Source organism: Alkalihalophilus sp. As8PL, assembly GCF_040939795.1.
Classification (GTDB): Bacteria; Bacillota; Bacilli; order Bacillales; family Bacillaceae_D; genus Alkalihalophilus; species Alkalihalophilus lindianensis.
In genome coordinates this window covers 1,676,740-1,699,295 of the sequence record NZ_CP162551.1, presented here as the reverse complement: position 1 = coordinate 1,699,295, position 22,556 = coordinate 1,676,740, and the positions used below count along the sequence as shown (strand labels likewise).

General features: G+C 42.4%; 21 protein-coding genes, 14 tRNA genes and 4 rRNA genes. 37 read left to right on the top strand and 2 right to left on the bottom strand.

Annotation, left to right across the window (positions count from 1 at the left end; genetic code table 11):
• The first annotated feature begins 18 nt into the window (after window positions 1-18).
• The 12 genes from AB3N04_RS10110 to AB3N04_RS10055 all read left to right on the top strand — a co-directional run bounded on the left by AB3N04_RS10110 (window position 19) and on the right by AB3N04_RS10055 (window position 9,298).
• The gene (locus tag AB3N04_RS10110; protein ID WP_317123669.1) at window positions 19-1,029 is read left to right on the top strand and encodes an outer membrane lipoprotein carrier protein LolA; all 1,011 of its coding nucleotides are present in this window, start codon (window positions 19-21) and stop codon (window positions 1,027-1,029) included.
• A gap of 212 nt (window positions 1,030-1,241) precedes the next feature.
• Window positions 1,242-1,526 (top strand): CopG family ribbon-helix-helix protein, encoded by a 285-nt coding sequence (locus tag AB3N04_RS10105; protein ID WP_047973093.1) that lies wholly within the window; start codon window positions 1,242-1,244, stop codon window positions 1,524-1,526.
• A gap of 3 nt (window positions 1,527-1,529) precedes the next feature.
• Window positions 1,530-1,880 (top strand): type II toxin-antitoxin system PemK/MazF family toxin, encoded by a 351-nt coding sequence (locus AB3N04_RS10100; RefSeq protein ID WP_012957256.1) that lies wholly within the window; start codon window positions 1,530-1,532, stop codon window positions 1,878-1,880.
• Window positions 1,881-2,112: 232 nt separating this feature from the next.
• Window positions 2,113-2,931 (top strand): RsbT co-antagonist protein RsbRA, encoded by an 819-nt coding sequence (locus tag AB3N04_RS10095; protein WP_368505877.1) that lies wholly within the window; start codon window positions 2,113-2,115, stop codon window positions 2,929-2,931.
• 17 nt (window positions 2,932-2,948) lie between these two features.
• A complete protein-coding gene (locus tag AB3N04_RS10090; protein ID WP_368505876.1) occupies window positions 2,949-3,305 on the top strand; it encodes an STAS domain-containing protein in 357 nt (118 codons plus the stop codon).
• A gap of 2 nt (window positions 3,306-3,307) precedes the next feature.
• The gene (locus AB3N04_RS10085; RefSeq protein ID WP_317123666.1) at window positions 3,308-3,721 is read left to right on the top strand and encodes an anti-sigma regulatory factor; all 414 of its coding nucleotides are present in this window, start codon (window positions 3,308-3,310) and stop codon (window positions 3,719-3,721) included.
• Between the two features lie 12 nt (window positions 3,722-3,733).
• Window positions 3,734-4,747: a PP2C family protein-serine/threonine phosphatase gene (locus AB3N04_RS10080; protein ID WP_317123665.1), complete on the top strand. Its 1,014-nt coding sequence runs from the start codon at window positions 3,734-3,736 to the stop codon at window positions 4,745-4,747.
• 61 nt (window positions 4,748-4,808) lie between these two features.
• The gene (locus tag AB3N04_RS10075; protein ID WP_368505875.1) at window positions 4,809-5,141 is read left to right on the top strand and encodes an STAS domain-containing protein; all 333 of its coding nucleotides are present in this window, start codon (window positions 4,809-4,811) and stop codon (window positions 5,139-5,141) included.
• On the top strand, window positions 5,138-5,626 hold the full coding sequence (rsbW, locus tag AB3N04_RS10070; protein WP_368505874.1) for an anti-sigma B factor RsbW: 489 nt from the start codon (window positions 5,138-5,140) through the stop codon (window positions 5,624-5,626). The genes AB3N04_RS10075 and rsbW overlap by 4 nt, the downstream gene beginning before the upstream one ends.
• Entirely contained in the window at window positions 5,586-6,371 is a 786-nt protein-coding gene (gene sigB, locus AB3N04_RS10065; RefSeq protein WP_047973301.1) for an RNA polymerase sigma factor SigB, read from the top strand. The genes rsbW and sigB overlap by 41 nt, the downstream gene beginning before the upstream one ends.
• Window positions 6,371-6,970, top strand: coding sequence for a SpoIIE family protein phosphatase (locus AB3N04_RS10060; protein ID WP_368505873.1), 600 nt, complete (start codon window positions 6,371-6,373; stop codon window positions 6,968-6,970). Before sigB ends, AB3N04_RS10060 begins: the two co-directional genes overlap by 1 nt.
• Before the next feature lie 192 nt (window positions 6,971-7,162).
• The gene (locus tag AB3N04_RS10055; RefSeq protein WP_368506024.1) at window positions 7,163-9,298 is read left to right on the top strand and encodes a Tex family protein; all 2,136 of its coding nucleotides are present in this window, start codon (window positions 7,163-7,165) and stop codon (window positions 9,296-9,298) included.
• Window positions 9,299-9,365: 67 nt separating this feature from the next.
• On the opposite strand, the gene cmpA is transcribed toward AB3N04_RS10055, so the two are convergent.
• A complete protein-coding gene (cmpA, locus tag AB3N04_RS10050) occupies window positions 9,366-9,494 on the bottom strand; it encodes a cortex morphogenetic protein CmpA (RefSeq protein ID WP_128755942.1) in 129 nt (42 codons plus the stop codon).
• Between the two features lie 95 nt (window positions 9,495-9,589).
• On the opposite strand from cmpA, the gene AB3N04_RS10045 reads away from it, so the two are divergent.
• The 18 genes from AB3N04_RS10045 (at window position 9,590) to AB3N04_RS09960 (ending at window position 17,940) form a co-directional block, all read left to right on the top strand.
• Window positions 9,590-10,042: a SprT family protein gene (locus tag AB3N04_RS10045; RefSeq protein ID WP_368505872.1), complete on the top strand. Its 453-nt coding sequence runs from the start codon at window positions 9,590-9,592 to the stop codon at window positions 10,040-10,042.
• Window positions 10,043-10,183: 141 nt separating this feature from the next.
• A tRNA-Asn gene (locus tag AB3N04_RS10040) sits at window positions 10,184-10,258 on the top strand.
• 1 nt (window position 10,259) lies between these two features.
• Window positions 10,260-10,350: transfer RNA gene (locus tag AB3N04_RS10035), tRNA-Ser, on the top strand.
• A gap of 19 nt (window positions 10,351-10,369) precedes the next feature.
• Window positions 10,370-10,444 (top strand) — tRNA-Glu (locus AB3N04_RS10030).
• 7 nt (window positions 10,445-10,451) lie between these two features.
• A tRNA-Val gene (locus AB3N04_RS10025) sits at window positions 10,452-10,527 on the top strand.
• A gap of 3 nt (window positions 10,528-10,530) precedes the next feature.
• Window positions 10,531-10,607: transfer RNA gene (locus AB3N04_RS10020), tRNA-Asp, on the top strand.
• A 20-nt stretch (window positions 10,608-10,627) separates the two neighbouring features.
• Window positions 10,628-10,709 (top strand) — tRNA-Leu (locus AB3N04_RS10015).
• Between the two features lie 41 nt (window positions 10,710-10,750).
• Window positions 10,751-10,837 (top strand) — tRNA-Leu (locus AB3N04_RS10010).
• A 4-nt stretch (window positions 10,838-10,841) separates the two neighbouring features.
• Window positions 10,842-10,918: transfer RNA gene (locus AB3N04_RS10005), tRNA-Arg, on the top strand.
• A gap of 17 nt (window positions 10,919-10,935) precedes the next feature.
• A tRNA-Pro gene (locus AB3N04_RS10000) sits at window positions 10,936-11,012 on the top strand.
• Between the two features lie 16 nt (window positions 11,013-11,028).
• Window positions 11,029-11,102: transfer RNA gene (locus tag AB3N04_RS09995), tRNA-Gly, on the top strand.
• 43 nt (window positions 11,103-11,145) lie between these two features.
• Window positions 11,146-11,222: transfer RNA gene (locus AB3N04_RS09990), tRNA-Ile, on the top strand.
• 191 nt (window positions 11,223-11,413) lie between these two features.
• Window positions 11,414-12,965, top strand: a 16S ribosomal RNA gene (locus AB3N04_RS09985).
• A gap of 113 nt (window positions 12,966-13,078) precedes the next feature.
• A tRNA-Ile gene (locus tag AB3N04_RS09980) sits at window positions 13,079-13,155 on the top strand.
• A 13-nt stretch (window positions 13,156-13,168) separates the two neighbouring features.
• Window positions 13,169-13,244: transfer RNA gene (locus tag AB3N04_RS09975), tRNA-Ala, on the top strand.
• 113 nt (window positions 13,245-13,357) lie between these two features.
• Window positions 13,358-16,297 (top strand): 23S ribosomal RNA (locus AB3N04_RS09970).
• Window positions 16,298-16,481: 184 nt separating this feature from the next.
• Window positions 16,482-16,597 (top strand): 5S ribosomal RNA (rrf, locus tag AB3N04_RS09965).
• A gap of 188 nt (window positions 16,598-16,785) precedes the next feature.
• A complete protein-coding gene (locus AB3N04_RS09960) occupies window positions 16,786-17,940 on the top strand; it encodes a PLP-dependent aspartate aminotransferase family protein (RefSeq protein WP_368505871.1) in 1,155 nt (384 codons plus the stop codon).
• Here the strand turns inward: AB3N04_RS09960 and AB3N04_RS09955 are convergent.
• Window positions 17,937-18,092, bottom strand: a complete 156-nt coding sequence (locus AB3N04_RS09955) for a hypothetical protein (protein ID WP_368505870.1) — start codon at window positions 18,090-18,092, stop codon at window positions 17,937-17,939. The two genes, AB3N04_RS09960 and AB3N04_RS09955, sit on opposite strands and share 4 nt — an antisense overlap.
• Window positions 18,093-18,257: 165 nt before the next feature.
• Here AB3N04_RS09955 and rrf (AB3N04_RS09950) point away from each other — a divergent pair.
• From rrf (AB3N04_RS09950) to tsaD, 7 genes are all read left to right on the top strand, one after another.
• Window positions 18,258-18,373, top strand: a 5S ribosomal RNA gene (rrf, locus tag AB3N04_RS09950).
• The 16S, 23S and 5S rRNA genes sit together here with 14 tRNA genes alongside, the layout of an rRNA operon.
• Window positions 18,374-18,428: 55 nt before the next feature.
• Window positions 18,429-18,502: transfer RNA gene (locus tag AB3N04_RS09945), tRNA-Met, on the top strand.
• A gap of 171 nt (window positions 18,503-18,673) precedes the next feature.
• A complete protein-coding gene (thiL, locus tag AB3N04_RS09940; protein WP_368505869.1) occupies window positions 18,674-19,660 on the top strand; it encodes a thiamine-phosphate kinase in 987 nt (328 codons plus the stop codon).
• A gap of 8 nt (window positions 19,661-19,668) precedes the next feature.
• Window positions 19,669-20,136 (top strand): tRNA (adenosine(37)-N6)-threonylcarbamoyltransferase complex ATPase subunit type 1 TsaE, encoded by a 468-nt coding sequence (gene tsaE, locus AB3N04_RS09935; protein WP_368505868.1) that lies wholly within the window; start codon window positions 19,669-19,671, stop codon window positions 20,134-20,136.
• Window positions 20,121-20,837 carry a tRNA (adenosine(37)-N6)-threonylcarbamoyltransferase complex dimerization subunit type 1 TsaB gene (tsaB, locus tag AB3N04_RS09930; RefSeq protein ID WP_368505867.1) on the top strand — a complete coding sequence of 239 codons (717 nt, stop codon included), beginning with the start codon at window positions 20,121-20,123 and terminating at the stop codon, window positions 20,835-20,837. The genes tsaE and tsaB overlap by 16 nt, the downstream gene beginning before the upstream one ends.
• The gene (gene rimI, locus AB3N04_RS09925) at window positions 20,830-21,297 is read left to right on the top strand and encodes a ribosomal protein S18-alanine N-acetyltransferase (protein ID WP_368505866.1); all 468 of its coding nucleotides are present in this window, start codon (window positions 20,830-20,832) and stop codon (window positions 21,295-21,297) included. The genes tsaB and rimI overlap by 8 nt, the downstream gene beginning before the upstream one ends.
• Window positions 21,284-22,300 carry a tRNA (adenosine(37)-N6)-threonylcarbamoyltransferase complex transferase subunit TsaD gene (gene tsaD / locus AB3N04_RS09920; protein ID WP_368505865.1) on the top strand — a complete coding sequence of 339 codons (1,017 nt, stop codon included), beginning with the start codon at window positions 21,284-21,286 and terminating at the stop codon, window positions 22,298-22,300. The genes rimI and tsaD overlap by 14 nt, the downstream gene beginning before the upstream one ends.
• Window positions 22,301-22,556: the final 256 nt, after the last annotated feature.

Here is a 22,556-nt window from a genome sequence, read left to right as displayed (position 1 = left end):
AGACAAAGGGGTGAAGGTATGAAAAGGGTAAGTTGGTTTATCACACTAATCGTGATGGTGACATTTGTACTTGCAGCATGCGGTGAGAAATCTCAAGATGATATTCTTGGGGACCTTGAAAGTAAATTATCAGATGTTAGTGGTTATAAAGCTGCTGCAACAATGACTTTACAAACTGGGAACGAGCCGCAAACATATGAGGTTGAGGTTTGGTATCAGGAGAAAGATTATTACCGAGTTGCGCTAAAAAATGCCGCGAAAGATCAAAGTCAAATCATTCTGCGTAATGATGACGGGGTATTCGTTTTAACACCAGCTCTAAACAAAAGTTTCCGTTTCCAAAGTGATTGGCCGATTAACAGCAGTCAAGTGTATCTATATGGTTCTCTTATCCAAGATGTGTTAATGGACCCAGAGAGAACATTTACTGCAACAGAGGATGCTTATGTTTTCCAAACAAACACTAACTACCAAAATAAGAACTTAAGTAGTCAAGAAATCACATTCAATAAAAAAGACTTATCGCCATTACAAGTGAAGGTTATGAACCCTGACCTTGAGGTACTTGTACAATTAGACTTTAATGAATTTGATGAAAACGCAAGCTTTAATGATGGTGATTTTGATATGGAACGCAATATGACTGGGGCTCAGATGACCGAGCAACCAACGATGGCGGAAGTGCAAGAGGATATGACAGTTCATTATCCGATGTATACACCAGATGGTACGTCTCTTGATTCCTCTCAGACTGTTCAATCAGATCGTGGAGAGAGTGTCGTTTTACAATATACAGGTGATGGACCGTTTACTTTAATTCAAGAACAGAGCAAAGTTGTTCCGGCTACAACTCCAATGAACGTTAGTGACGGTGAGCCAGTGGATTTAGGTTTTACAATTGGGGTAATGACAGAGGAATCACTCATGTGGTCTTACAATGGAGTTGATTTCTATCTTGCTTCATCAGAACTTGGGACTGAGGAAATGATCTCAATTGCTAGGTCGGTATATGGTACACAGGAAAAATAAGGAGACAAAAAAAGGCGACAAGAAGGCTCATAAAATACAATGAGCCTTCTTTTTTTGGAATTGATCAGGAAATTTTAAAACCTCTTTGCAATTTAAACAAGTCAATGCTATCATTGAATGTGGATAGAAAAGTTCGGTTTTTCGTAAGTGAATAGGCATGAAAGCGTTATGAAAACATATAATATTTAGGTCGTTGGTTGATGTGGGGGTGGATGTTCGTGTCAGAACAGAGAACAAAACGCATTGTAGTGAATTTGCCACAACATTTGTTAAACGAGGTGGACGGTGTGATTCAACAAGAAAACGTTAATTACAGTGAGTTTTTATCGCAAGCAACGAAATTATATCTTCGTGACCGAAAGAAGCGTCAAATTCGTGAAACGATGCAGCAAGGCTATATGGAAATGGCAAAAATTAATTTAAACCTTGCATCTGAAGCCTTTCTTGCCGAGGAGGAAGCAGAGAGCACCCTTGATCGCTTAGTAAGTGGGGTGTAGCGGTTGATTGTAAAAAGAGGTGACGTTTATTTTGCCGACCTTTCACCTGTTGTAGGGTCTGAACAGGGTGGTGTACGACCTGTTTTAATCATTCAAAATGACATAGGTAATCGCTTTAGCCCAACTGTAATAGTGGCCGCTATTACCGCTCAAATTCAAAAGGCAAAATTGCCGACTCATGTTGAAATCAATGCAAAACGATACGGATTTGATCGTGATTCGGTCATTTTGCTAGAACAAGTTAGAACGATTGATAAACAGCGTTTGACCGATAAAATTACGCATCTCGATGATGACATGATGACGCGGGTGAATGATGCATTGTTTATTAGTTTAGGATTAATTGATTTTTAATAGGATTGCACTCCGCGTAATGCGGGGTTTTTTCTTTTAATTAAGAAAAAAAGTAGAAAAGAGACAATAATAATTGAATGTTTATGTTGGATTAAGGTTTAATGATATAGAAGAGATTGATTTATTGGTAGTTCTTTCAATAACTTGTAAAACCTTTAATGTGAAATACTTTGCAACAATAGCCAACTCGTGAAATAATAATTGTAGCCATTATTGACTGGAGGAAAGTAAGATGCAACCGTATATCGTATCTTTTATCTTTGAAAACCGTGAAGTGTTAACAAAGCGATGGGAAGAGCAACTTCAAGAAATACGCAAAGAAAACTATCTTAATTCAATATCAGATTCCGTCTATGAGAATACAAACCAAGAATTCATGAGCTTCATCTTTGAATCCGTTGATCGTAATCAAATTCAAGCAAATGAAAGGTTGACCACTTTCACAGATCGTTTTATTCAAACTGGTTGGCCTCTAGCTTACTTTACTCGTGGTCTTCAAGCGTTTCGTCGAGCAATTTTAGCTACTTTATCTGAAAGCGAGCACGACGTGAAGCAGTTATTGACCCTTTTCAATGAAGTTGAAAATTGGATTGATGGGATCATAAACCAATTAGTAACTGATTATACAGGTTCTTGGGAAGATATATTTGAAATGCAAAAATTATCTCTTCTTGAATTGTCAGCCCCTTTAATTCCTGTATTTGAAGGGATTACTGTAATGCCTTTAATTGGTACGATTGACACGGCAAGAGCTAAACTTATCATGGAAAACCTACTTGATGGCGTCATTAAGAACCGCTCACAGGTGGTGTTGATTGATATTACGGGTGTACCGGTCGTAGATACGATGGTTGCTCATCACATAATACAAGCTTCTGAAGCAGTTAGACTTGTTGGAGCAACTTGTATCCTAGTGGGGATCCGACCGGAAATTGCTCAAACAATTGTAAATTTAGGGATAGATTTAGGTAAATTCCCTACTAAGAGCACGTTGCGTAAAGGAATGGAAACAGCGCTAGAAATGACGAATAAAAAAATTGAACAATTATAAGTTGGAGGAGTAAAACAATGAGGATTCCAATTTTAAAGCTTCATCAATATTTATTAATTAGTATCCAAGTGGAATTAGATGATCAAACAGCACTTCGCTTTCAAGAGGACTTATTAGATAAAATCCATAAAGAAGGATCGATTGGTGTTGTAATTGATTTAACTTCTGTTGATATGATTGACTCCTTTATCGCTAAAGTTTTAGGTGATGTAGTAGATATGTCTAATTTAATGGGAGCGCGAGTTGTGTTGACGGGAATTCAACCTGCCGTTGCGATTACTTTAATCGATATGGGTATTAAACTTGATGATGTTCCTACAGCTCTTGATCTTGAGCAAGGTCTAGATAAATTGCAACAGGAACTGGAGGGATAGTCATGGAAACCCAATCCTGTGTCGAAGTGAAAAACGAATGGGGGATTGTTGCTGCTAGACAAGCAGGTCGTACCCTCTCAAAGGAAATCGGGTTTGGGAGTGTCGATCAAGCGCGGATAACAACAGCCATTTCGGAATTGGCACGTAATATATATTTATATGCACAACGTGGAGAAATATGTTTAGAACTAATTGAAGCACCGTCTAAAACAGGTATGATCAAAGGCATCCAGGTGATTGCTAAAGATCAAGGCCCAGGAATTTCGGATATTAGACAAGTTATGGTAGATGGCTTTACAACCTCGAGCGGGATGGGGGCAGGTCTGCCGGGAGTAAAACGTTTAATGGATGAATTTTCAATTGACTCAGAAGTCGGAGAAGGGACGGTCATTACAACGACGAAGTGGCTTCGTTAAAGGAGGGCCAGCGTGAATAATACTGTTCAAAAACTAGAAGAATCCTACAAACAGATATTGCAGACATTTCTTCATGATAAAAGCGAGCAAGGGTTATACGAAGCGCAACAATTTAGTAAAATCTTACTCGAACATCAAATATCACCTGAGGAACTTGTGAGTATTCATCGCTCTATCTTAGAAGAGCTGTTTCCTAGTGTATCAAATGAAGTGCAAGATTCATTTGAACTCTTACTAGAAGTCATGATGGGCTATGGCTTAGCATATCGTGAACATCAGAGCTTGAGAGATCGCCAAAGAGAATTGGAGTCTGAAATTGACGTTGCTGCTAACATGCAGCAAACTTTACTGCCAAAAGAAATACCAGCAGATGGTGTGTTAGATATTGGTGTTATCAGTGTGCCTGCAACAAAAATGAGCGGCGATTATTATCATTTTGTAAGAGATGAAAATGGCAATGTTGGCGTAGCGATTGCTGATATTATCGGTAAAGGAGTCCCTGCAGCATTGTGTATGTCTATGATCAAATATGCTATGGATAGTTTGCCTGAACAAAGGTTAAGGCCAGGAGCATTACTTGAGAATTTAAATCGTGTAGTCGAACAAAATGTGGATGACAGCATGTTTATTACAATGATGTACGGGGCATATGATACTGGTTCACATGAATTTCACTACTCTGGTGCAGGACATGAGCCAGGTTTTTATTACTCAGCTTCAACAGATCAATTTGAAGAATTATACGCAAAAGGTTTGGTGCTGGGTGTGTCCCGCCACACGAAATTCCGTGAATATCACAAGAAGGTAGAGAAAGGTGACTTTATCGTTTTCCTTTCAGATGGTGTGACGGAATGTCGAGTGGATGATGAATTTATTGAACGCGAAGAGATTGTCAAAATGATTCGGAAGTACATGCATCTAAGCGCTCAAGAAATTGTCAAAAATGTTTATCAGGATCTCGTAAAATTACAAGATTTTACTTTGCGTGATGATTTTACACTAATGATTTTGCGCCGAGAAGTTTAAAATTGATTGTTTTGTGGTATTTATAAACTATTGTCATATGGGATACCAGGAGGAGATATAGATGAACTTAGATATTCGTCATGAACAGTCAGAGGATGCAGAACTTATTTATCTAACAGGGGAAATTGATGCGTATACCGCACCGAAATTACGTGGTGCACTAACGCCACTTGCCGAAACAAGTACTAAACAAATTGTAGTCGATTTGAAAAATGTTCAATATATAGATAGTACGGGATTAGGAATTTTTGTTGGTATATTGAAATTAACAGATGCCAATGAAAGTTCTTTAATGTTGAGAGGAATGTCTGACCGAGTCCGTCGTTTATTTACAATTACTGGCCTAGATGAAGTAATTCAGATTGAGCATAATCAAGAGGAGGAAGCGAAATGAACCATCAGCAAGTTGATCACATCGAGATGAGTGTTCCTGCTAAGCCTGAGTTCGTAGGAGTCGTACGTTTGACTGTTTCTGGAATTGCCAATCGTTTAGGGTTTACGTACGACGACATTGAAGATATAAAGATTGCTGTTGCAGAAGCATGTACGAACGTAGTGAATCACGCTTATGAAGGTGAAGGATTAATCTCTGCTTCTTTTGTACTCCATGAAGATCGAATGGAAATCGTCATTGCCGATCGTGGCCAAAGTTTTGATATGAACGGGTTACGTGAACGCTTAGGACCAGTTGATTCAAGTAAGCCTGTTGGCGATCTTAAAGAAGGGGGGCTTGGCCTCTTTTTAATCAACACTTTGATGGATAAAGTGGAGATCAACGACGAATCAGGGGTTATCTTAATGATGACAAAGTTCATTCACGGAGATGAGGTGGAGTCAAATGTCGACGGAGTCCCTTCCACACAAACAGAACAAAGATGAGGTATATGATTGGATTCGCCTTTATCAAGAGACAGGCGATGAAGAGACCCAGGTAAAGCTTGTTAAGCATTATGAGGCTCTTGTCCGTTCATTAGCTCGGAAATTTTCTAAGGGTCGGGAATACGATGAAGATCTCTACCAAGTTGGAATGGTAGGATTGTTGGCTGCTTTGACTCGATTCGATAGTGAATTTGGTCGTAGCTTTGAATCTTTTGCTGTGCCGACTATCGTAGGGGAGATCAAACGATTCATTCGTGATAAAACATGGAGTGTACATGTTCCCAGACGTATTAAAGAGTTAGGTCCTAAAATAAAAAAAGCAGTTGAAGCATTAACGGTTGAATATAACCGATCGCCACTTGTCCATGAAATTGCTGCGTATTTAGAGGTCTCTGAAGAAGAAGTTCTAGAAACGATGGAGATGAGCAAGAGTTACCAGGCGTTATCAGTGGATCGTTCGCTTGAAGCAGATCAAGAAGGTGGAGAGGTAACCTTACTTGACCTTGTAGGGAATGTAGATGGTGGATTTGAAAAGACTGATCAAAAAATGTTATTAGAAAAAGCTTTTCAAGTTCTCAACGAAAGAGAGAAACAAATTTTATTGTTAACTTATTATGAAAATTTGAGTCAAAAAGAGACTGGTGAAAAGCTTGGTATTTCTCAGATGCATGTTTCTCGTCTTCAGCGCAGAGCCTTACAAAAACTACGTGATTCAATAAAAGTCGAGCCATCGGAGATTTTGTAATGATTAATTTTTATGAGCATAAAAACCTAGAAATCGCCGCTGTTCAACAGGCTAAGCCGGGCAATATACATTGTGGTGATGCTCATGTAGTGGTCGAGGAAAAGGATTTTACAATTTGCGCTGTAGTAGACGGGCTTGGTAGTGGCGAGGGGGCTTCTGAATCAGCTGATGCTGCGATTAAAATAATAAAAGATAATCGTTTTCTTGATGTTGAGGAGATTGTTAAGACCTGTAACGAGGCTATGGTTAACAAGCGAGGTGCAGTTTTAACATTAGTGAAAGTTGATTTCGTAAAAAAAGAATTAAACTACTGTAACTTTGGCAACATCGGTTTTGTGATGTATTTTCCTGATGGTACAACGATTCAACCTATTCCCTTGAGAGGGTATTTATCAGGAAGAAAAGCCGTAATTAAGAGTAAAAGCTTTTCTTACAAAGAAGGTAGCATATTTATGTTGTATTCCGATGGTGTCAAAATCCCTTTTTCAAAAAAGAACCTTTTAACGATTGATTCTTTAAAAAAGGAATTTACTGATTTACTAACGTTAGATCGATTTGCAATTGATGATGTTACATTGTTGGTGGGCAAGCTAGCATAAACGAAACCTCCTCTCTAAAGGAGGTTTTTTTTGTGTAGTAAAAATGATAAATGGAAGGAAATATGATGATGGAGTGGAAGTTAGTTGTTCATTCTTTTACTATGATATGATTAGTTAGGCAGGCTACTAACAAAGGAGCTGGAAAAGTTGAGTGATTTTAATCAAACCTTAATTAAAACGATCGAACAAGAGATGTCTGTTCAGGAGAAGTACATACGTAATTTAATCGAGCTAGTAGAAGAAGGGAATACGGTCCCTTTTATTGCGAGATATCGAAAAGAGTTAACAGGCTCATTAGATGAAGTGCAAATTCGTACAATTGTTGAGAAATGGGAATATGCGAATCAGTTGCAAAACAGAAAAGAAGAGGTCAAACGCTTAATTAGGGATCAAGACAAATTAACGGATGAACTCTCTAAAAAGATAGATCAAGCATTGAAACTTCAAGAAATCGAGGATCTATATAGACCGTATAAGCAAAAAAGGCGCACTAAAGCAACTGTTGCAAAGGAAAAAGGATTAGAACCTTTAGCGAAATGGATGTTTTCCTTTCCAAAAAATGTCGATGTGTTAGCAGAAGCAAGAAAATACGTTAATGAAGAGCAAGGCGTAGCGAACGAGGAAGAAGCTCTTGAGGGCGCTGGAGATATTATAGCTGAATGGGTATCTGATGATGCTGATTTACGAAAACTTATTCGTTTACGTTCTTTTAAAGAAGGTAAGGTTCAAACATCCGCGAAAAATAAGGAAGCTGATGAAAAATCTACTTACGAAATGTATTATGAGTATTCAGAAGCAATTCGATCGATCGTTCCTCATAGAATTTTAGCGATTAATCGTGGGGAAAAAGAAGGGGTTCTTAAAGTGTCTCTTGAGTTTCAGGCGGAGCGAATGGTAGAAGAGATCGAAAGGCGTTTGATGCGTCAATCAGGATCTTCACCGACAGCAGAATATATTAAGGTTGCTATACAGGACGGATATAAGCGATTAATTGAGCCGTCCATTGAAAGAGAGATAAGAAATGAACTGACGAATAAAGCAGAGGAACAAGCGATTCATATTTTCTCTGAAAACTTGCGTAACTTACTATTACAACCACCCATTAAAGATAAGGTGGTGTTAGGGGTAGATCCAGCTTATCGTACAGGTTGTAAGTTGGCTGTAGTAGATGGAACTGGCAAAATGCTTGATATAGGTGTGGTATATCCCACGCCTCCTCGAAATGAAGTAGAAAAAGCAGCTGCTAAAATTAAAGACCTTATCAAGAAGCATAATGTTGAAATGATTGCCATAGGTAACGGGACCGCTTCAAGGGAAACAGAGCAGTTTATTGCCGATTTGATTAATGATTTGTCTGGTTCTGTTTACTATCTAATCGTAAATGAAGCAGGTGCAAGTGTGTATTCTGCATCTGACTTAGGAAGAGAAGAATTTCCGGAATTTCAAGTAGAGGAGAGAAGTGCAGTCTCTATTGCTAGGAGGTTGCAAGATCCTCTAGCAGAGCTTGTTAAAATTGATCCTAAATCAGTTGGGGTGGGTCAATATCAACATGATGTAACTCAAAAGCGTTTATCTGAATCGTTAAGCTTTGTTGTGGAAACTGTTGTTAACCAAGTAGGTGTAAATGTGAATACTGCTTCGGTTTCATTATTGCAATATGTAGCTGGGTTATCGAAATCCGTTGCTACAAATATAGTGAAGCGCCGAGAAGAAGAAGGGCGTTTTACAACTCGTACTCAATTAAAGAAAGTACCGAGATTAGGCGCAAAAACATATGAACAATGTATTGGTTTCTTACGTATTCAAGATGGGAAAAACCCATTGGATGCAACGGCTATCCACCCTGAAACATATAAAGAAACGGAAGCTCTACTGGAAAGAGTTGGAGCGACACGTTCAGATGTGGGGAATAAAGAGCTAAGTGAGAAGCTATCAGGGATTGATGAACAGCATATAGCGCAAGAGCTTGATTTAGGATTACCAACGGTTAATGATATTATCACTACCTTAATTAGACCAACTAGAGATCCTCGTGATGAAGTCGCGAAACCTCTGTTGAAACAAGGGGTGCTTCAATTAGAAGATCTAAATCGAGGGATGGAATTGCAAGGAACCGTTCGGAATGTAGTCGATTTTGGGGCCTTTGTTGATATTGGAGTCAAGCAAGATGGGCTAGTGCATATTTCGAAACTTACGAAGAGATTTGTTAAGCATCCCCTTGAAGTTGTTGCTGTAGGAGAGATTGTGACAGTGTGGGTGGAGGCTGTAGATGTAAAAAAAGGAAGAGTAGCTTTAACTATGCTCGAACCTGCAATCCAACCAGTTTAAAAAATAGACCATGCACTCGCATGGTCTATTTTCATAGTAATATTTAAATGACTTGAAGAAGAATGGTTTAACCTAGGTGTTTGTTCATCTGTTCCTTACGTTGATAATAGAACCAACATTGGTTTAAAATCTTTATTTGATGGCGGTTTTGCTCTTTGAAAGCACGTTGTAACTGGGTGCATAACCATGTGGGCATCTCTCCCAACTCCTTAATGAATATGGTAGTATATTCATTATATGAGTGAGAGTTTGTCAATGTTGAGTGTATTTTATTGTTACAGGAGTGATTGTGTGGATCAAAGTGAGCTACAAAGACTAGTTGAAAACATATCATTAAAAAGTTTCAATAAGCCTTTTTTGCATGAGGCTAGATTCAACCCCAGGCTACGGACCACTGGTGGAAGGTATTTATTAAGGTCACATGATATTGAATTGAATCCAAAGCAGTTTCAAGCTCACGGACTTGAGGAATTGGTTGCGATTATTAAACATGAGCTGTGCCATTATCATTTACATCTTGAAGGCAGAGGGTATATGCATCGAGATCAAGAATTTAAAGAGTTATTACATCGTGTAGGGGGATCTCGTTATTGCAGGGAAATTCCTGGGATGAGGAGGCAGGAGGGATTCAATCATGTATATGAGTGCAAAGAGTGCAATCTTATTTATAAGAGAAAAAGAAGAATTAATACTGTTAAATATGTGTGTGGGAAATGCAAAGGGAAATTAAGAAAAAAATTATAAAAAAGTATTGATTAACTTAAATAAGCTGTGATATATTATAGAAGTCGCTAAGCGGCACAAACAATTTAGTCAACACTTCAATAAAAATGTTGACAAGCTACATGACTTTCATTATAATACATAAAGTCAGTAACGAATTATTCCACAGTAGCTCAGTGGTAGAGCAATCGGCTGTTAACCGATCGGTCGTAGGTTCGAGTCCTACCTGTGGAGCCACGGAGAAGTACCCAAGTGGCTGAAGGGGCGCCCCTGCTAAGGGTGTAGGTCGCGCGAGCGGCGCGAGGGTTCAAATCCCTCCTTCTCCGCCAGTAAATTTTTTATCATTGTGGCCCGTTGGTCAAGCGGTTAAGACACCGCCCTTTCACGGCGGTAACACGGGTTCGAATCCCGTACGGGTCACCAAACATATGGAGGATTAGCTCAGCTGGGAGAGCACCTGCCTTACAAGCAGGGGGTCGGCGGTTCGAGCCCGTCATCCTCCACCATATGGTCCGGTAGTTCAGTTGGTTAGAATGCCTGCCTGTCACGCAGGAGGTCGCGGGTTCGAGTCCCGTCCGGACCGCCATTATTACTTTAATTTTATACGCGGGTGTGGCGGAATTGGCAGACGCGCTAGACTTAGGATCTAGTGTCTTGTGACGTGGAGGTTCGAGTCCTCTCACCCGCACTTTTCTTTTAAAAGGTGCAGATGCGAACATCATACATTTAGCGGTTGTGGCGGAATGGCAGACGCGCTAGGTTGAGGGCCTAGTGGGGGTTGACCCCGTGGAGGTTCGAGTCCTCTCAACCGCACCAATTGGCGCCCTTAGCTCAGCTGGATAGAGTGTTTGACTACGAATCAAAAGGTCGGGAGTTCGAATCTCTCAGGGCGCACCATTAATAACTTATTTTATCGGGAAGTGGCTCAGCTTGGTAGAGCACCTGGTTTGGGACCAGGGGGTCGCAGGTTCAAATCCTGTCTTCCCGACCATCTTATTCTTAAATATGCGGGCGTAGTTTAGTGGTAAAACCTCAGCCTTCCAAGCTGATGATGTGGGTTCGATTCCCATCGCCCGCTCCAACAAAATATTTGGTGGGACGTGCTTTTTTTATTGCCTTTTTTAGGGCCTGTAGCTCAGCTGGTTAGAGCGCACGCCTGATAAGCGTGAGGTCGGTGGTTCGAGTCCACTCAGGCCCACCAAAATAATTTCAAAAAACTACTTGACGCTTTGTTGAAGGGCTGATAAGATAGTTAAGTCGCCAACGAGCGACGAACGAAAAAGTTCTTTGAAAACTGAACAAAAGCCAAGCGAAATAGAGATACATGATATCTCGTCAATTTTTAAAACAAGATGCTAGCGTATCTTATGTAAGTGAGCTTAATCAAACACTTTTATGGAGAGTTTGATCCTGGCTCAGGACGAACGCTGGCGGCGTGCCTAATACATGCAAGTCGAGCGGACTGATGGGAGCTTGCTCCCTGATGTTAGCGGCGGACGGGTGAGTAACACGTGGGCAACCTACCTGTAAGACTGGGATAACTCCGGGAAACCGGGGCTAATACCTGATAACCCGTTCCTCCTCATGGAGGGACGGTAAAAGATGGCTTCTTGCTATCACTTACAGATGGGCCCGCGGCGCATTAGCTAGTTGGTAAGGTAATGGCTTACCAAGGCGACGATGCGTAGCCGACCTGAGAGGGTGATCGGCCACACTGGGACTGAGACACGGCCCAGACTCCTACGGGAGGCAGCAGTAGGGAATCTTCCGCAATGGACGAAAGTCTGACGGAGCAACGCCGCGTGAGTGATGAAGGTTTTCGGATCGTAAAGCTCTGTTGTTAGGGAAGAACAAGTGCCGTTCGAATAGGGCGGCACCTTGACGGTACCTAACCAGAAAGCCACGGCTAACTACGTGCCAGCAGCCGCGGTAATACGTAGGTGGCAAGCGTTGTCCGGAATTATTGGGCGTAAAGCGCGCGCAGGCGGTCTTTTAAGTCTGATGTGAAAGCCCACGGCTCAACCGTGGAGGGTCATTGGAAACTGGGAGACTTGAGTACAGAAGAGGAGAGTGGAATTCCACGTGTAGCGGTGAAATGCGTAGATATGTGGAGGAACACCAGTGGCGAAGGCGACTCTCTGGTCTGTAACTGACGCTGAGGCGCGAAAGCGTGGGGAGCAAACAGGATTAGATACCCTGGTAGTCCACGCCGTAAACGATGAGTGCTAGGTGTTAGGGGTTTCGATGCCCTTAGTGCCGAAGTTAACACATTAAGCACTCCGCCTGGGGAGTACGACCGCAAGGTTGAAACTCAAAGGAATTGACGGGGGCCCGCACAAGCAGTGGAGCATGTGGTTTAATTCGAAGCAACGCGAAGAACCTTACCAGGTCTTGACATCCTTTGACAACCCTAGAGATAGGGCTTTCCCCTTCGGGGGACAAAGTGACAGGTGGTGCATGGTTGTCGTCAGCTCGTGTCGTGAGATGTTGGGTTAAGTCCCGCAACGAGCGCAACCCTTGATCTTAGTTGCCAGCATTCAGTTGGGCACTCTAAGGTGACTGCCGGTGACAAACCGGAGGAAGGTGGGGACGACGTCAAATCATCATGCCCCTTATGACCTGGGCTACACACGTGCTACAATGGATGGTACAAAGGGCTGCAAAACCGCGAGGTTGAGCGAATCCCATAAAGCCATTCTCAGTTCGGATTGTAGGCTGCAACTCGCCTACATGAAGCCGGAATTGCTAGTAATCGCGGATCAGCATGCCGCGGTGAATACGTTCCCGGGCCTTGTACACACCGCCCGTCACACCACGAGAGTTTGTAACACCCGAAGTCGGTGAGGTAACCTTTTGGAGCCAGCCGCCTAAGGTGGGACAGATGATTGGGGTGAAGTCGTAACAAGGTAGCCGTATCGGAAGGTGCGGCTGGATCACCTCCTTTCTATGGAGTATTTAACTCTAGTCGATGTATGATCTTACGATCATATACGCTTTGGATCTTTTGTTCAGTTTTGAGAGAACATACTCTCTATACTCTATCTTTTTTTTAGATAGGGGCCTGTAGCTCAGCTGGTTAGAGCGCACGCCTGATAAGCGTGAGGTCGGTGGTTCGAGTCCACTCAGGCCCACCATATATATTTTAGTGGGGCCTTAGCTCAGCTGGGAGAGCGCCTGCCTTGCACGCAGGAGGTCAGCGGTTCGATCCCGCTAGGCTCCACCAATGGTTCTTTGAAAACTAGATAATGAAATGTAAACATGAAATGTTCATCGGACTCTTTAAATAGAGAAGATTGAACGAGCATGTCAAGAATTCAACAACCTTTTTTAAATGTTGGTTAAGTTAGAAAGGGCGCACGGTGAATGCCTTGGCACTAGGAGCCGAAGAAGGACGCGACGAACGGCGAAACGCCTCGGGGAGCTGTAAGTGAGCTTTGATCCGAGGATATCCGAATGGGGGAACCCACTATTCGTAATGGAATAGTACCCATGCCTGAATACATAGGGCATGAGGAGGCAGACCTGGGGAACTGAAACATCTAAGTACCCAGAGGAAGAGAAAGCAAATGCGATTACCTGAGTAGCGGCGAGCGAAACGGTAACAGCCCAAACCAAGAGGCTTGCCTCTTGGGGTTGTAGGACACTCTATACGGAGTTACAAAGAAATAGGATAGGCGAAGCGATCTGGAAAGATCCGCGAGACAAGGTAACAGCCCTGTAGTCGAAATTCTATTTCCTCCAGAGTGGATCCTGAGTACGGCGGGACACGTGAAACCCCGTCGGAATCCGGGAGGACCATCTCCCAAGGCTAAATACTCCCTAGTGACCGATAGTGAACCAGTACCGTGAGGGAAAGGTGAAAAGCACCCCGGAAGGGGAGTGAAACAGATCCTGAAACCGTGTGCCTACAACTAGTTGGAGCCCGTTAATGGGTGACAGCGTGCCTTTTGTAGAATGAACCGGCGAGTTACGATGTCGTGCAAGGTTAAGCTGATAAGGCGGAGCCGTAGCGAAAGCGAGTCTGAATAGGGCGCATGAGTACGCCGTCGTAGACCCGAAACCGTGTGATCTACCCATGTCCAGGGTGAAGTTCAGGTAACACTGAATGGAGGCCCGAACCCACGCATGTTGAAAAATGCGGGGATGAGGTGTGGGTAGGGGTGAAATGCCAATCGAACTCGGAAATAGCTGGTTCTCCCCGAAATAGCTTTAGGGCTAGCCTCGAGGTTGAGAGTTTTGGAGGTAGAGCACTGATTGGACTAGGGGTCCCCACAGGATTACCGAATTCAGTCAAACTCCGAATGCCAAAAACTTTTACTCGGGAGTCAGACTGCGAGTGCTAAGATCCGTAGTCAAGAGGGAAACAGCCCAGACCATCAGCTAAGGTCCCAAAGTATACGTTAAGTGGAAAAGGATGTGGAGTTGCCCAGACAACCAGGATGTTGGCTTAGAAGCAGCCACCATTTAAAGAGTGCGTAATAGCTCACTGGTCGAGTGACTCTGCGCCGAAAATGTACCGGGGCTAAACGTATCACCGAAGCTATGGATTGACACCTTAGGTGTCAGTGGTAGGGGAGCGTTCTAAGTGCTGCGAAGTCAGACCGAGAGGACTGGTGGAGCGCTTAGAAGTGAGAATGCCGGTATGAGTAGCGAAAAGAGGGGTGAGAATCCCCTCCGTCGAAAGCCCAAGGTTTCCTGAGGAAGGCTCGTCCGCTCAGGGTAAGTCGGGACCTAAGCCGAGGCTGAAAAGCGTAGGCGATGGACAACAGGTTGAAATTCCTGTACCACCTCCTCACCGTTTGAGTAATGGGGGGACGCAGAAAGGTAGGGTAAGCGCACTGATGGATATGTGCGTCCAAGCAATTAGGCTGAGAAGTAGGTAAATCCGCTTCTCGTGAAGGCTGAGTTGTGATGGCGAGGGAAATTTAGTACCGAAGTTCCTGATCCTACACTGCCAAGAAAAGCCTCTAGCGAGGTGAGAGGTGCCCGTACCGCAAACCGACACAGGTAGGCGAGAAGAGAATTCTAAGACGCTCGGGAGAACTCTCGTTAAGGAACTCGGCAAAATGACCCCGTAACTTCGGGAGAAGGGGTGCTCTATTAGGGTGTATGCCCGAGAGAGCCGCAGTGAAAAGATCCAAGCGACTGTTTAGCAAAAACACAGGTCTCTGCGAAGCCGCAAGGCGAAGTATAGGGGCTGACACCTGCCCGGTGCTGGAAGGTTAAGAGGAGGGGTTATCCCTTACGGGAGAAGCTCTGAATTGAAGCCCCAGTAAACGGCGGCCGTAACTATAACGGTCCTAAGGTAGCGAAATTCCTTGTCGGGTAAGTTCCGACCCGCACGAATGGTGTAACGACTTGGATACTGTCTCAACGAGAGACCCGGTGAAATTATAGTACCTGTGAAGATGCAGGTTACCCGCGACAGGACGGAAAGACCCCATGGAGCTTTACTGTAGCTTGATATTGGATGTTGGTACAGTTTGTACAGGATAGGTAGGAGCCTTGGAAGTCGGAGCGCCAGCTTCGATGGAGGCGTCGGTGGGATACTACCCTGACTGTGCTGACATTCTAACCTCGAACCGTGATCCGGTTCAGGGACAGTGTCAGGTGGGCAGTTTGACTGGGGCGGTCGCCTCCTAAACAGTAACGGAGGCGCCCAAAGGTTCCCTCAGAATGGTTGGAAATCATTCGAAGAGTGCAAAGGCATAAGGGAGCTTGACTGCGAGACCTACAAGTCGAGCAGGGACGAAAGTCGGGCTTAGTGATCCGGTGGTTCCGCATGGAAGGGCCATCGCTCAACGGATAAAAGCTACCCTGGGGATAACAGGCTTATCTCCCCCAAGAGTCCACATCGACGGGGAGGTTTGGCACCTCGATGTCGGCTCATCGCATCCTGGGGCTGAAGTAGGTCCCAAGGGTTGGGCTGTTCGCCCATTAAAGCGGTACGCGAGCTGGGTTCAGAACGTCGTGAGACAGTTCGGTCCCTATCCGTCGCGGGCGTAGGAAATTTGAGAGGAGCTGTCCTTAGTACGAGAGGACCGGGATGGACACACCGCTGGTGTACCAGTTGTTCCGCCAGGAGCATCGCTGGGTAGCTACGTGTGGACGGGATAAGTGCTGAAAGCATCTAAGCATGAAGCCCCCCTCAAGATGAGATTTCCCATGGAGTTAATCCAGTAAGACCCCTTAGAGATGATGAGGTTGATAGGTCTGGTGTGGAAGCGTGGCGACACGTGGAGCTGACAGATACTAATCGGTCGAGGACTTATCCAAATTATTCTTGACACATGTTTACACATTATCTAGTTTTGAGAGAACCACTCTCAAACATTTACAAAGAGGATCGAACAGTTCGAGAAAGCAACGAAGTGAATGCCCGGAGCGTATCAAGCATACGTGAGGACATGAACAAGGAAGCTGACGAAGAAATGTGAAGATCATCTGAAGTAAATCATAGTCTGGTGGCGATAGCAAAGAGGTCACACCCGTTCCCATGCCGAACACGGTCGTTAAGCTCTTTTGCGCCGATGGTAGTTGGGGGCTTCCCCCTGTGAGAGTAGGACGTTGCCAGGCACCTAAAACCATTCCTTATTGGAATGGTTTTTTTGATGTATAAAGAGTATAAAGGCGCAATAGAGCTTACTGGTCCGAAGGATAAAATCGAATTATTCATACTATTTGAAGGTTTATGATGCGATAATGTGTTAAAGTTATTACTAGATAAAGAGAGTATTGACCTAGAGAAAGAGGAGTTGGAGATTATGCGTGAAAAACAATTTAACACACAAACAGTGCATTTCCAAAAAAAAGAGGCGGCTTATCATGTAAGTAAAGCTAAGCCTATCTATCAAACTACAGCATTTACGTTTACAGATCTTGATGATATGGAAAGCTTTTATGAAGGCGAAAAAAGTTATCTATATTCAAGGTACAGTAATCCAAATACCGATGATCTGGGAATTGGTGTAGCTCTTCTAGAGGGAGCGGAAGACGGCGTTGCTACTTCATCTGGAATGTCTGCAATCCTAGCAGGAATTTTAGCTGTGGCTAAGGAAGGTAACCATGTAATAGCGTCTGAAGATTTGTATGGAGGTACTTATCAGTTATTTGAACAAGAACTACCCAATATGGGGATAGAGGTAAGCTTTGTGTCCTTTACTGATTTGAAAAAAGTAGAAGCTGCTATTTCAGAAAAAACAGTACTTATTTATACAGAGTCAATTACAAATCCTTTGCTTAGAGTTGAAGATCTATATGGCGTAATTGCCCTTGCTAAGAAACATCACATCTATTCTATGATTGATAACACCTTTGCTACACCTTATTTACTAAAACCTACAGAACAAGGTGCGGATCTGATTGTACATAGTGCAACAAAATATATTGGGGGACATAGTGATGTAAATGCAGGTGTATTAGTGGGTAAAGAAGAGCTTATTAAAAAAGCTAAATCTAAAGTTGTCACATTAGGTTGCAATTTAACACCATTTGAGGCGTGGCTTGGTTGCAGAGGAATGAAAACATTAAGTTTACGAATGCAAAGACAATGTGAGAATGCAGCAAAGCTTGCTCATAAGCTAAGTGAATATTTAGGAGTAAGTAAGGTCTATTATCCAAAGAGTGTCTCAGAAAGAGGAAATGGGGCCATGGTTAGTATTGATTTAGCAGATGAGGTTAATATTGAAACCTTTTTTAAGGAGTTAAGCTGGGTTAAAATTGCTCCAACATTAGCTGGAGTAGAAACAACTGTTTCTTACCCATTGCGTACATCTCATCGAACGATTCCAGATCATCTTCGAGTTGATTTAGGGATTGGCAAACAGCTTGTACGAATTTCAGTCGGTATTGAAGACGAGCTTGATATTATTGAAGCTTTTACTCAAGCTATTGAAAAGGCCCAAACCAAACACCTTTAAAGGTGTTTGGTTTGGTTTAGATAGTCAAACATTTGCTGCAGTAGCGGGATATTATCTGTGGCTAGGAGAATAGGCAGAAATAAGATGGTTAATAGTAAGGCAATAGGTGAAAGGGTCATAATACGAAGCGCCTCATACATTCTCATTTTCATAGGTTCCTCCTATAGGTAGTAACATACATAAAAGATATTTTATATAGAATAATGGAGGGCCAAACTATAGTGCAATAAAAGAATGTTTAAAAAAGAAATAAAAAGCACTTGCAATGTGTTTTTTGGTGTGGTATATTTATATATGTCTTAGAGAGACAAACAAAGTCTGGTGGCGATAGCAAAGAGGTCACACCCGTTCCCATGCCGAACACGGTCGTTAAGCTCTTTTGCGCCAATGGTAGTTGGGGGCTTCCCCCTGTGAGAGTAGGACGTTGCCAGGCAAACAATTTTTTCTGAATAAGATCTGGTTGTTTGTTTATACTAACATTATAGCGTCGCGGGATGGAGCAGTCTGGTAGCTCGTCGGGCTCATAACCCGAAGGTCGGAGGTTCAAATCCTCCTCCCGCAATACCAAGAAGAAGTCGGAACTAATATGTTCCGGCTTTTTCTGTTATAACGAATGATTAGCTTGTCTATAATAGCTTGCACATCGCTTATCATTTCAGCTAAACTAATACAGATAACCTTAGGAACATCAATCCTAAGGTTTTTTGTAGGAGATGTATTCAGGAGGGTTAAAATGAAAGATGAGTTTTCATTTATATCAAGCATCACTCCAAAACAGATTCATCAACCTTCTTTGAACGTTGGAATTGGGGATGACGCTGCCATCTATAGTGGATCTACACAATACGATGAGGTTGTTTGTGTGGATACAATGGTCGAGGGTGTTCATTTTACCAAGAATACGCTTAGTCCTTATCAAATAGGTAAAAAAGCCTTAGCAGTTAATCTGAGTGATTTAGCTGCAATGGGGGCCATTCCCCATTATTTTTTGGTATCAATTGCAATATCTCCACAATGGACTGAGGAAGAACTAGAAGCTGTTTATAAAGGTATGAATGATTTAGCAAATAAGTATCAGACTGATTTAATTGGTGGAGATACTGTTTCAACTAATGAAGGTCTAGTCATTACAGTGACCGTTATTGGAAGAGTGGAAGCAAGAAGAAGACTGCTTCGTTCTAATGCACAAATAGGAGATACGGTCTTTCTTACAGGCTATGTAGGAGGTTCAGCTGCTGGGCTTGCTTTATTACTTGAGTATGGGAGAAAAGCCGATTTCTCTAAGGAAGAAGAAAAACTTACTTTAGCCCATCAAGAACCGCAACCACAAATTGAAGCAGGAAGAATTTTAGCTCAATCAAACTTTCGTCTTTCATTAAACGATGTGAGTGATGGAGTGGCTAGTGAAGCGAATGAAATAGCAGAAGCGAGTCAGGTAAAACTTACAATTGATCCAGATAAACTCCCTTACCATCCTTTTTTAAATGATGGATTAGATAGCAAAAAGCTTGATTTTGCTTTATATGGTGGAGAGGATTTTCAGCTTATAGGGACTGTGGCTTCCGAACACTTTGAAGCACTCAAGAAAAAGTGCAGTGAGAGTGATATTTTGCTCACTAGTATTGGAGAAGTGAATGAAGGTGAAGGCTCTGTTTATTTAAAAAGAGCCAATGAACAAATTCAATTATTAAAAAAAGGCTATAATCATTTTTCTAAATAGGTGATCAGATGAATAAATGGACAATGAATACAAGCACTCCTGAGGAGACAGCGGAGTTAGCTAAGAAATTAGGAGAGATCGTTCAGCCTGGAGACGTCTTAACTCTAGAAGGCGATTTAGGTGCTGGAAAGACTAGCTTCACGAAAGGTCTAGCCAAAGGTCTTGGAGTAAAGCGTGTAGTTAGTAGCCCCACATTTACTATTATTAAAGAGTATATGGGTAGACTCCCGTTATATCATATGGATGTCTATCGATTAAATGAAGGCGATGAAGAGCTTGGGTTAGAGGAATATTTTGAAGGAGAAGGTGTCTCCGTCATAGAATGGGCAAGTATCATTCATGAACAACTACCGAAGCATCGTTTGGACATTGTCATAAAACATACGGGAGAGACGACTAGAGAAATTCAATTCACCTCTCTAGGTAATCGTTACGAACAACTAAGTAAGGAGTTAGCACAATGGGCTACACATTAGCAATTGATACATCTTCATACGTCTTGACTTTAGCGATCTCAGCAGAGAAGAAAATCGTTGGTGAAGTCATGACCAACATTAAAAAAAACCACTCTTTACGCTTAATGCCAGCTATTGATCAATTAATGAAGGATGTAGGGATATCAGCAAACCAATTAGAACGAATAGTAGTAGCGGAGGGCCCAGGCTCGTACACTGGTGTTCGTATTGCAGTTACAACTGCCAAGAGCTTAGCTTGGTCCTTAAATATCCCACTTGTTGGGGTGTCGAGTTTAGAGTTGATGGTGCAAACAGGACGCTATTTTAACGGCTACACCGTACCGATTGTTGATGCGAGACGAGGGCAAGTGTTCACTTCTCTCTATAAAAGTGAACACAATCGGATGGTTGAAATACATGAAGATCGCCTAAGAATGCTAGGAGAATGGCTTGAACAATTAAAAGAAGTAGGTGGCCCAATCTTGTTTGTAGGACAAGACCTTGACCTACATAGCGAGGAGATACGTGTAGTCTTGGGTGATCAGGCTGTATTTGCGCCTCATGCGATGAGCTTACCTCGAGGTGGGGAACTTGCTGCTTTAGGTTATGAAAAAGAAGCAGTACAATCGGTTCACACCTTTGTGCCACGTTATCTAAGGCTAGCTGAAGCGGAAGCAAAGTGGCAAAGTGAGCAGCAAAAGGTGCGTGAGTCAAATGATTGAGCAAGCAAAGTCGATCATCCGTTTAATGACAATCGAGGACATTGAAGCCGTTTTCCAAGTAGAAGAGGATGCCTTTCCTACTCCCTGGAAACCCTCTGTTTTTATAAATGAATTACATGCTAATAAGTTTGCTCATTATTTTGTCTGTGAGGTTGAAGGAGAGGTCATTGGCTATTGTGGCTTGTGGGTAATTGGGGAAGATGCTCAAATTACAAATATAGCTATCCATACCTCAGCTAGGGGACAAAAGCGTGGGGAGGAACTGCTTAGCTATGCAATGGCATACGCAAAAGAAATGGGTGCTAGGCATCTATCATTAGAAGTAAGAGTTAGTAACAATGTAGCTCAAGGATTATATAAAAAACTGGGGTTTCAACCAGGTGGAATCCGTAAGAATTACTATACAGATAATCAAGAAGACGCAATGGTCATGTGGGTGAATATAAATGAAGAACAATGAGTTAATTTTAGCGATAGAAACAAGCTGTGATGAGACGTCTGCCGCTGTCATAAAAAATGGGGAAGAGATCCTTAGTAATATTGTTTCTTCTCAGATCGAGAGCCACAAGCGATTTGGGGGAGTTGTCCCTGAAATTGCTTCAAGACATCATGTGGAGCAAATAACACTCATTATTGAAGAAGCGATGAAGGAAGCAGAAGTTGCGTTTCAAGATCTCTCTGCTGTAGCTGTAACAGAGGGACCAGGATTAGTGGGCGCTTTATTAATCGGTGTTAATGCTGCAAAAGCAATTGCGTTTGCTCATGACCTCCCTTTAATTGGAGTGCATCATATAGCAGGCCATATTTATGCAAATCAACTTGTCCACAAATTACAATTTCCTCTTCTTACATTGGTTGTATCGGGGGGACATACAGAGCTTGTTTATATGGAGAAAGACGGTTCATTTGAAATTATCGGTGAAACAAGGGACGATGCAGTCGGAGAAGCTTACGATAAAGTAGCTCGGACATTAGGTTTACCTTATCCTGGCGGACCTCATATTGATAAGATGGCACATGAAGGAAAGCCAACCTATGATTTACCTCGAGCTTGGTTAGAGCAAGATAGTTTTGATTTTAGCTTTAGCGGTCTTAAATCTTCCGTTATTAATAACTTGCATAATAAGAAACAGCGTGGTGAGGAAGTTATACCTGAAGATCTTGCTGCTAGCTTTCAAGAGAGTGTTATAGAGGTCCTAGTAACCAAAACAAAAAAAGCCCAAGAACAGTATGGGGTTGCCCAAGTGCTGTTAGCAGGGGGAGTTGCTGCTAATAAAGGGCTGAGATCTGAACTGCAGCGAGTGTTTGAACCATCTGAGGTTGAATTATTAATTCCTCCATTAAACTTATGCACAGATAATGCTGCAATGATTGGAGCAGCTGCCAGTATAAAGTTTAAGCAAAAGAAGTTTGCAACATATGATTTGAACGGAAATCCTGGGCTTGATTTAGAGAATCAATAGCTTTTAAATTTAAGGTTTAAAACCACTTACTGAAGCAAATGCTACCATTAAGTGGTTTTTTTCTGTTTGTAAGCGATATCTATTTTTATCCACAGGATTTACTAACAAATATGTGGATAAAGGGGATAACTTTAGAAAAGATACGTTGTATTAAGGGTCAAGCTGTTATTAACTTTACTTGTGGATAACCTGTGCATTAATGTGGATTTACATTTAAATCCTTTATTAATAGGGGTTTTGCCTGTGTATAAACCTG

What these genes read in the sequence shown, in the direction of transcription:
- AB3N04_RS10110 (WP_317123669.1), top strand. Translation starts at nt 19, where the DNA reads ATGAAAAGGGTAAGTTGGTTTATCACACTAATCGTGATGGTGACATTT.
- AB3N04_RS10105 (WP_047973093.1), top strand. Translation starts at nt 1,242, where the DNA reads ATGTTCGTGTCAGAACAGAGAACAAAACGCATTGTAGTGAATTTGCCA.
- AB3N04_RS10095 (WP_368505877.1), top strand. Translation starts at nt 2,113, where the DNA reads ATGCAACCGTATATCGTATCTTTTATCTTTGAAAACCGTGAAGTGTTA.
- AB3N04_RS10090 (WP_368505876.1), top strand. Translation starts at nt 2,949, where the DNA reads ATGAGGATTCCAATTTTAAAGCTTCATCAATATTTATTAATTAGTATC.
- AB3N04_RS10085 (WP_317123666.1), top strand. Translation starts at nt 3,308, where the DNA reads ATGGAAACCCAATCCTGTGTCGAAGTGAAAAACGAATGGGGGATTGTT.
- AB3N04_RS10075 (WP_368505875.1), top strand. Translation starts at nt 4,809, where the DNA reads ATGAACTTAGATATTCGTCATGAACAGTCAGAGGATGCAGAACTTATT.
- rsbW (WP_368505874.1), top strand. Translation starts at nt 5,138, where the DNA reads ATGAACCATCAGCAAGTTGATCACATCGAGATGAGTGTTCCTGCTAAG.
- sigB (WP_047973301.1), top strand. Translation starts at nt 5,586, where the DNA reads ATGTCGACGGAGTCCCTTCCACACAAACAGAACAAAGATGAGGTATAT.
- AB3N04_RS10060 (WP_368505873.1), top strand. Translation starts at nt 6,371, where the DNA reads ATGATTAATTTTTATGAGCATAAAAACCTAGAAATCGCCGCTGTTCAA.
- AB3N04_RS10055 (WP_368506024.1), top strand. Translation starts at nt 7,163, where the DNA reads ATGTCTGTTCAGGAGAAGTACATACGTAATTTAATCGAGCTAGTAGAA.
- cmpA (WP_128755942.1), bottom strand. Translation starts at nt 9,494, where the DNA reads ATGCCCACATGGTTATGCACCCAGTTACAACGTGCTTTCAAAGAGCAA.
- AB3N04_RS09960 (WP_368505871.1), top strand. Translation starts at nt 16,786, where the DNA reads ATGCGTGAAAAACAATTTAACACACAAACAGTGCATTTCCAAAAAAAA.
- AB3N04_RS09955 (WP_368505870.1), bottom strand. Translation starts at nt 18,092, where the DNA reads ATGAAAATGAGAATGTATGAGGCGCTTCGTATTATGACCCTTTCACCT.
- thiL (WP_368505869.1), top strand. Translation starts at nt 18,674, where the DNA reads ATGAAAGATGAGTTTTCATTTATATCAAGCATCACTCCAAAACAGATT.
- tsaE (WP_368505868.1), top strand. Translation starts at nt 19,669, where the DNA reads ATGAATAAATGGACAATGAATACAAGCACTCCTGAGGAGACAGCGGAG.
- tsaB (WP_368505867.1), top strand. Translation starts at nt 20,121, where the DNA reads ATGGGCTACACATTAGCAATTGATACATCTTCATACGTCTTGACTTTA.
- rimI (WP_368505866.1), top strand. Translation starts at nt 20,830, where the DNA reads ATGATTGAGCAAGCAAAGTCGATCATCCGTTTAATGACAATCGAGGAC.
- tsaD (WP_368505865.1), top strand. Translation starts at nt 21,284, where the DNA reads ATGAAGAACAATGAGTTAATTTTAGCGATAGAAACAAGCTGTGATGAG.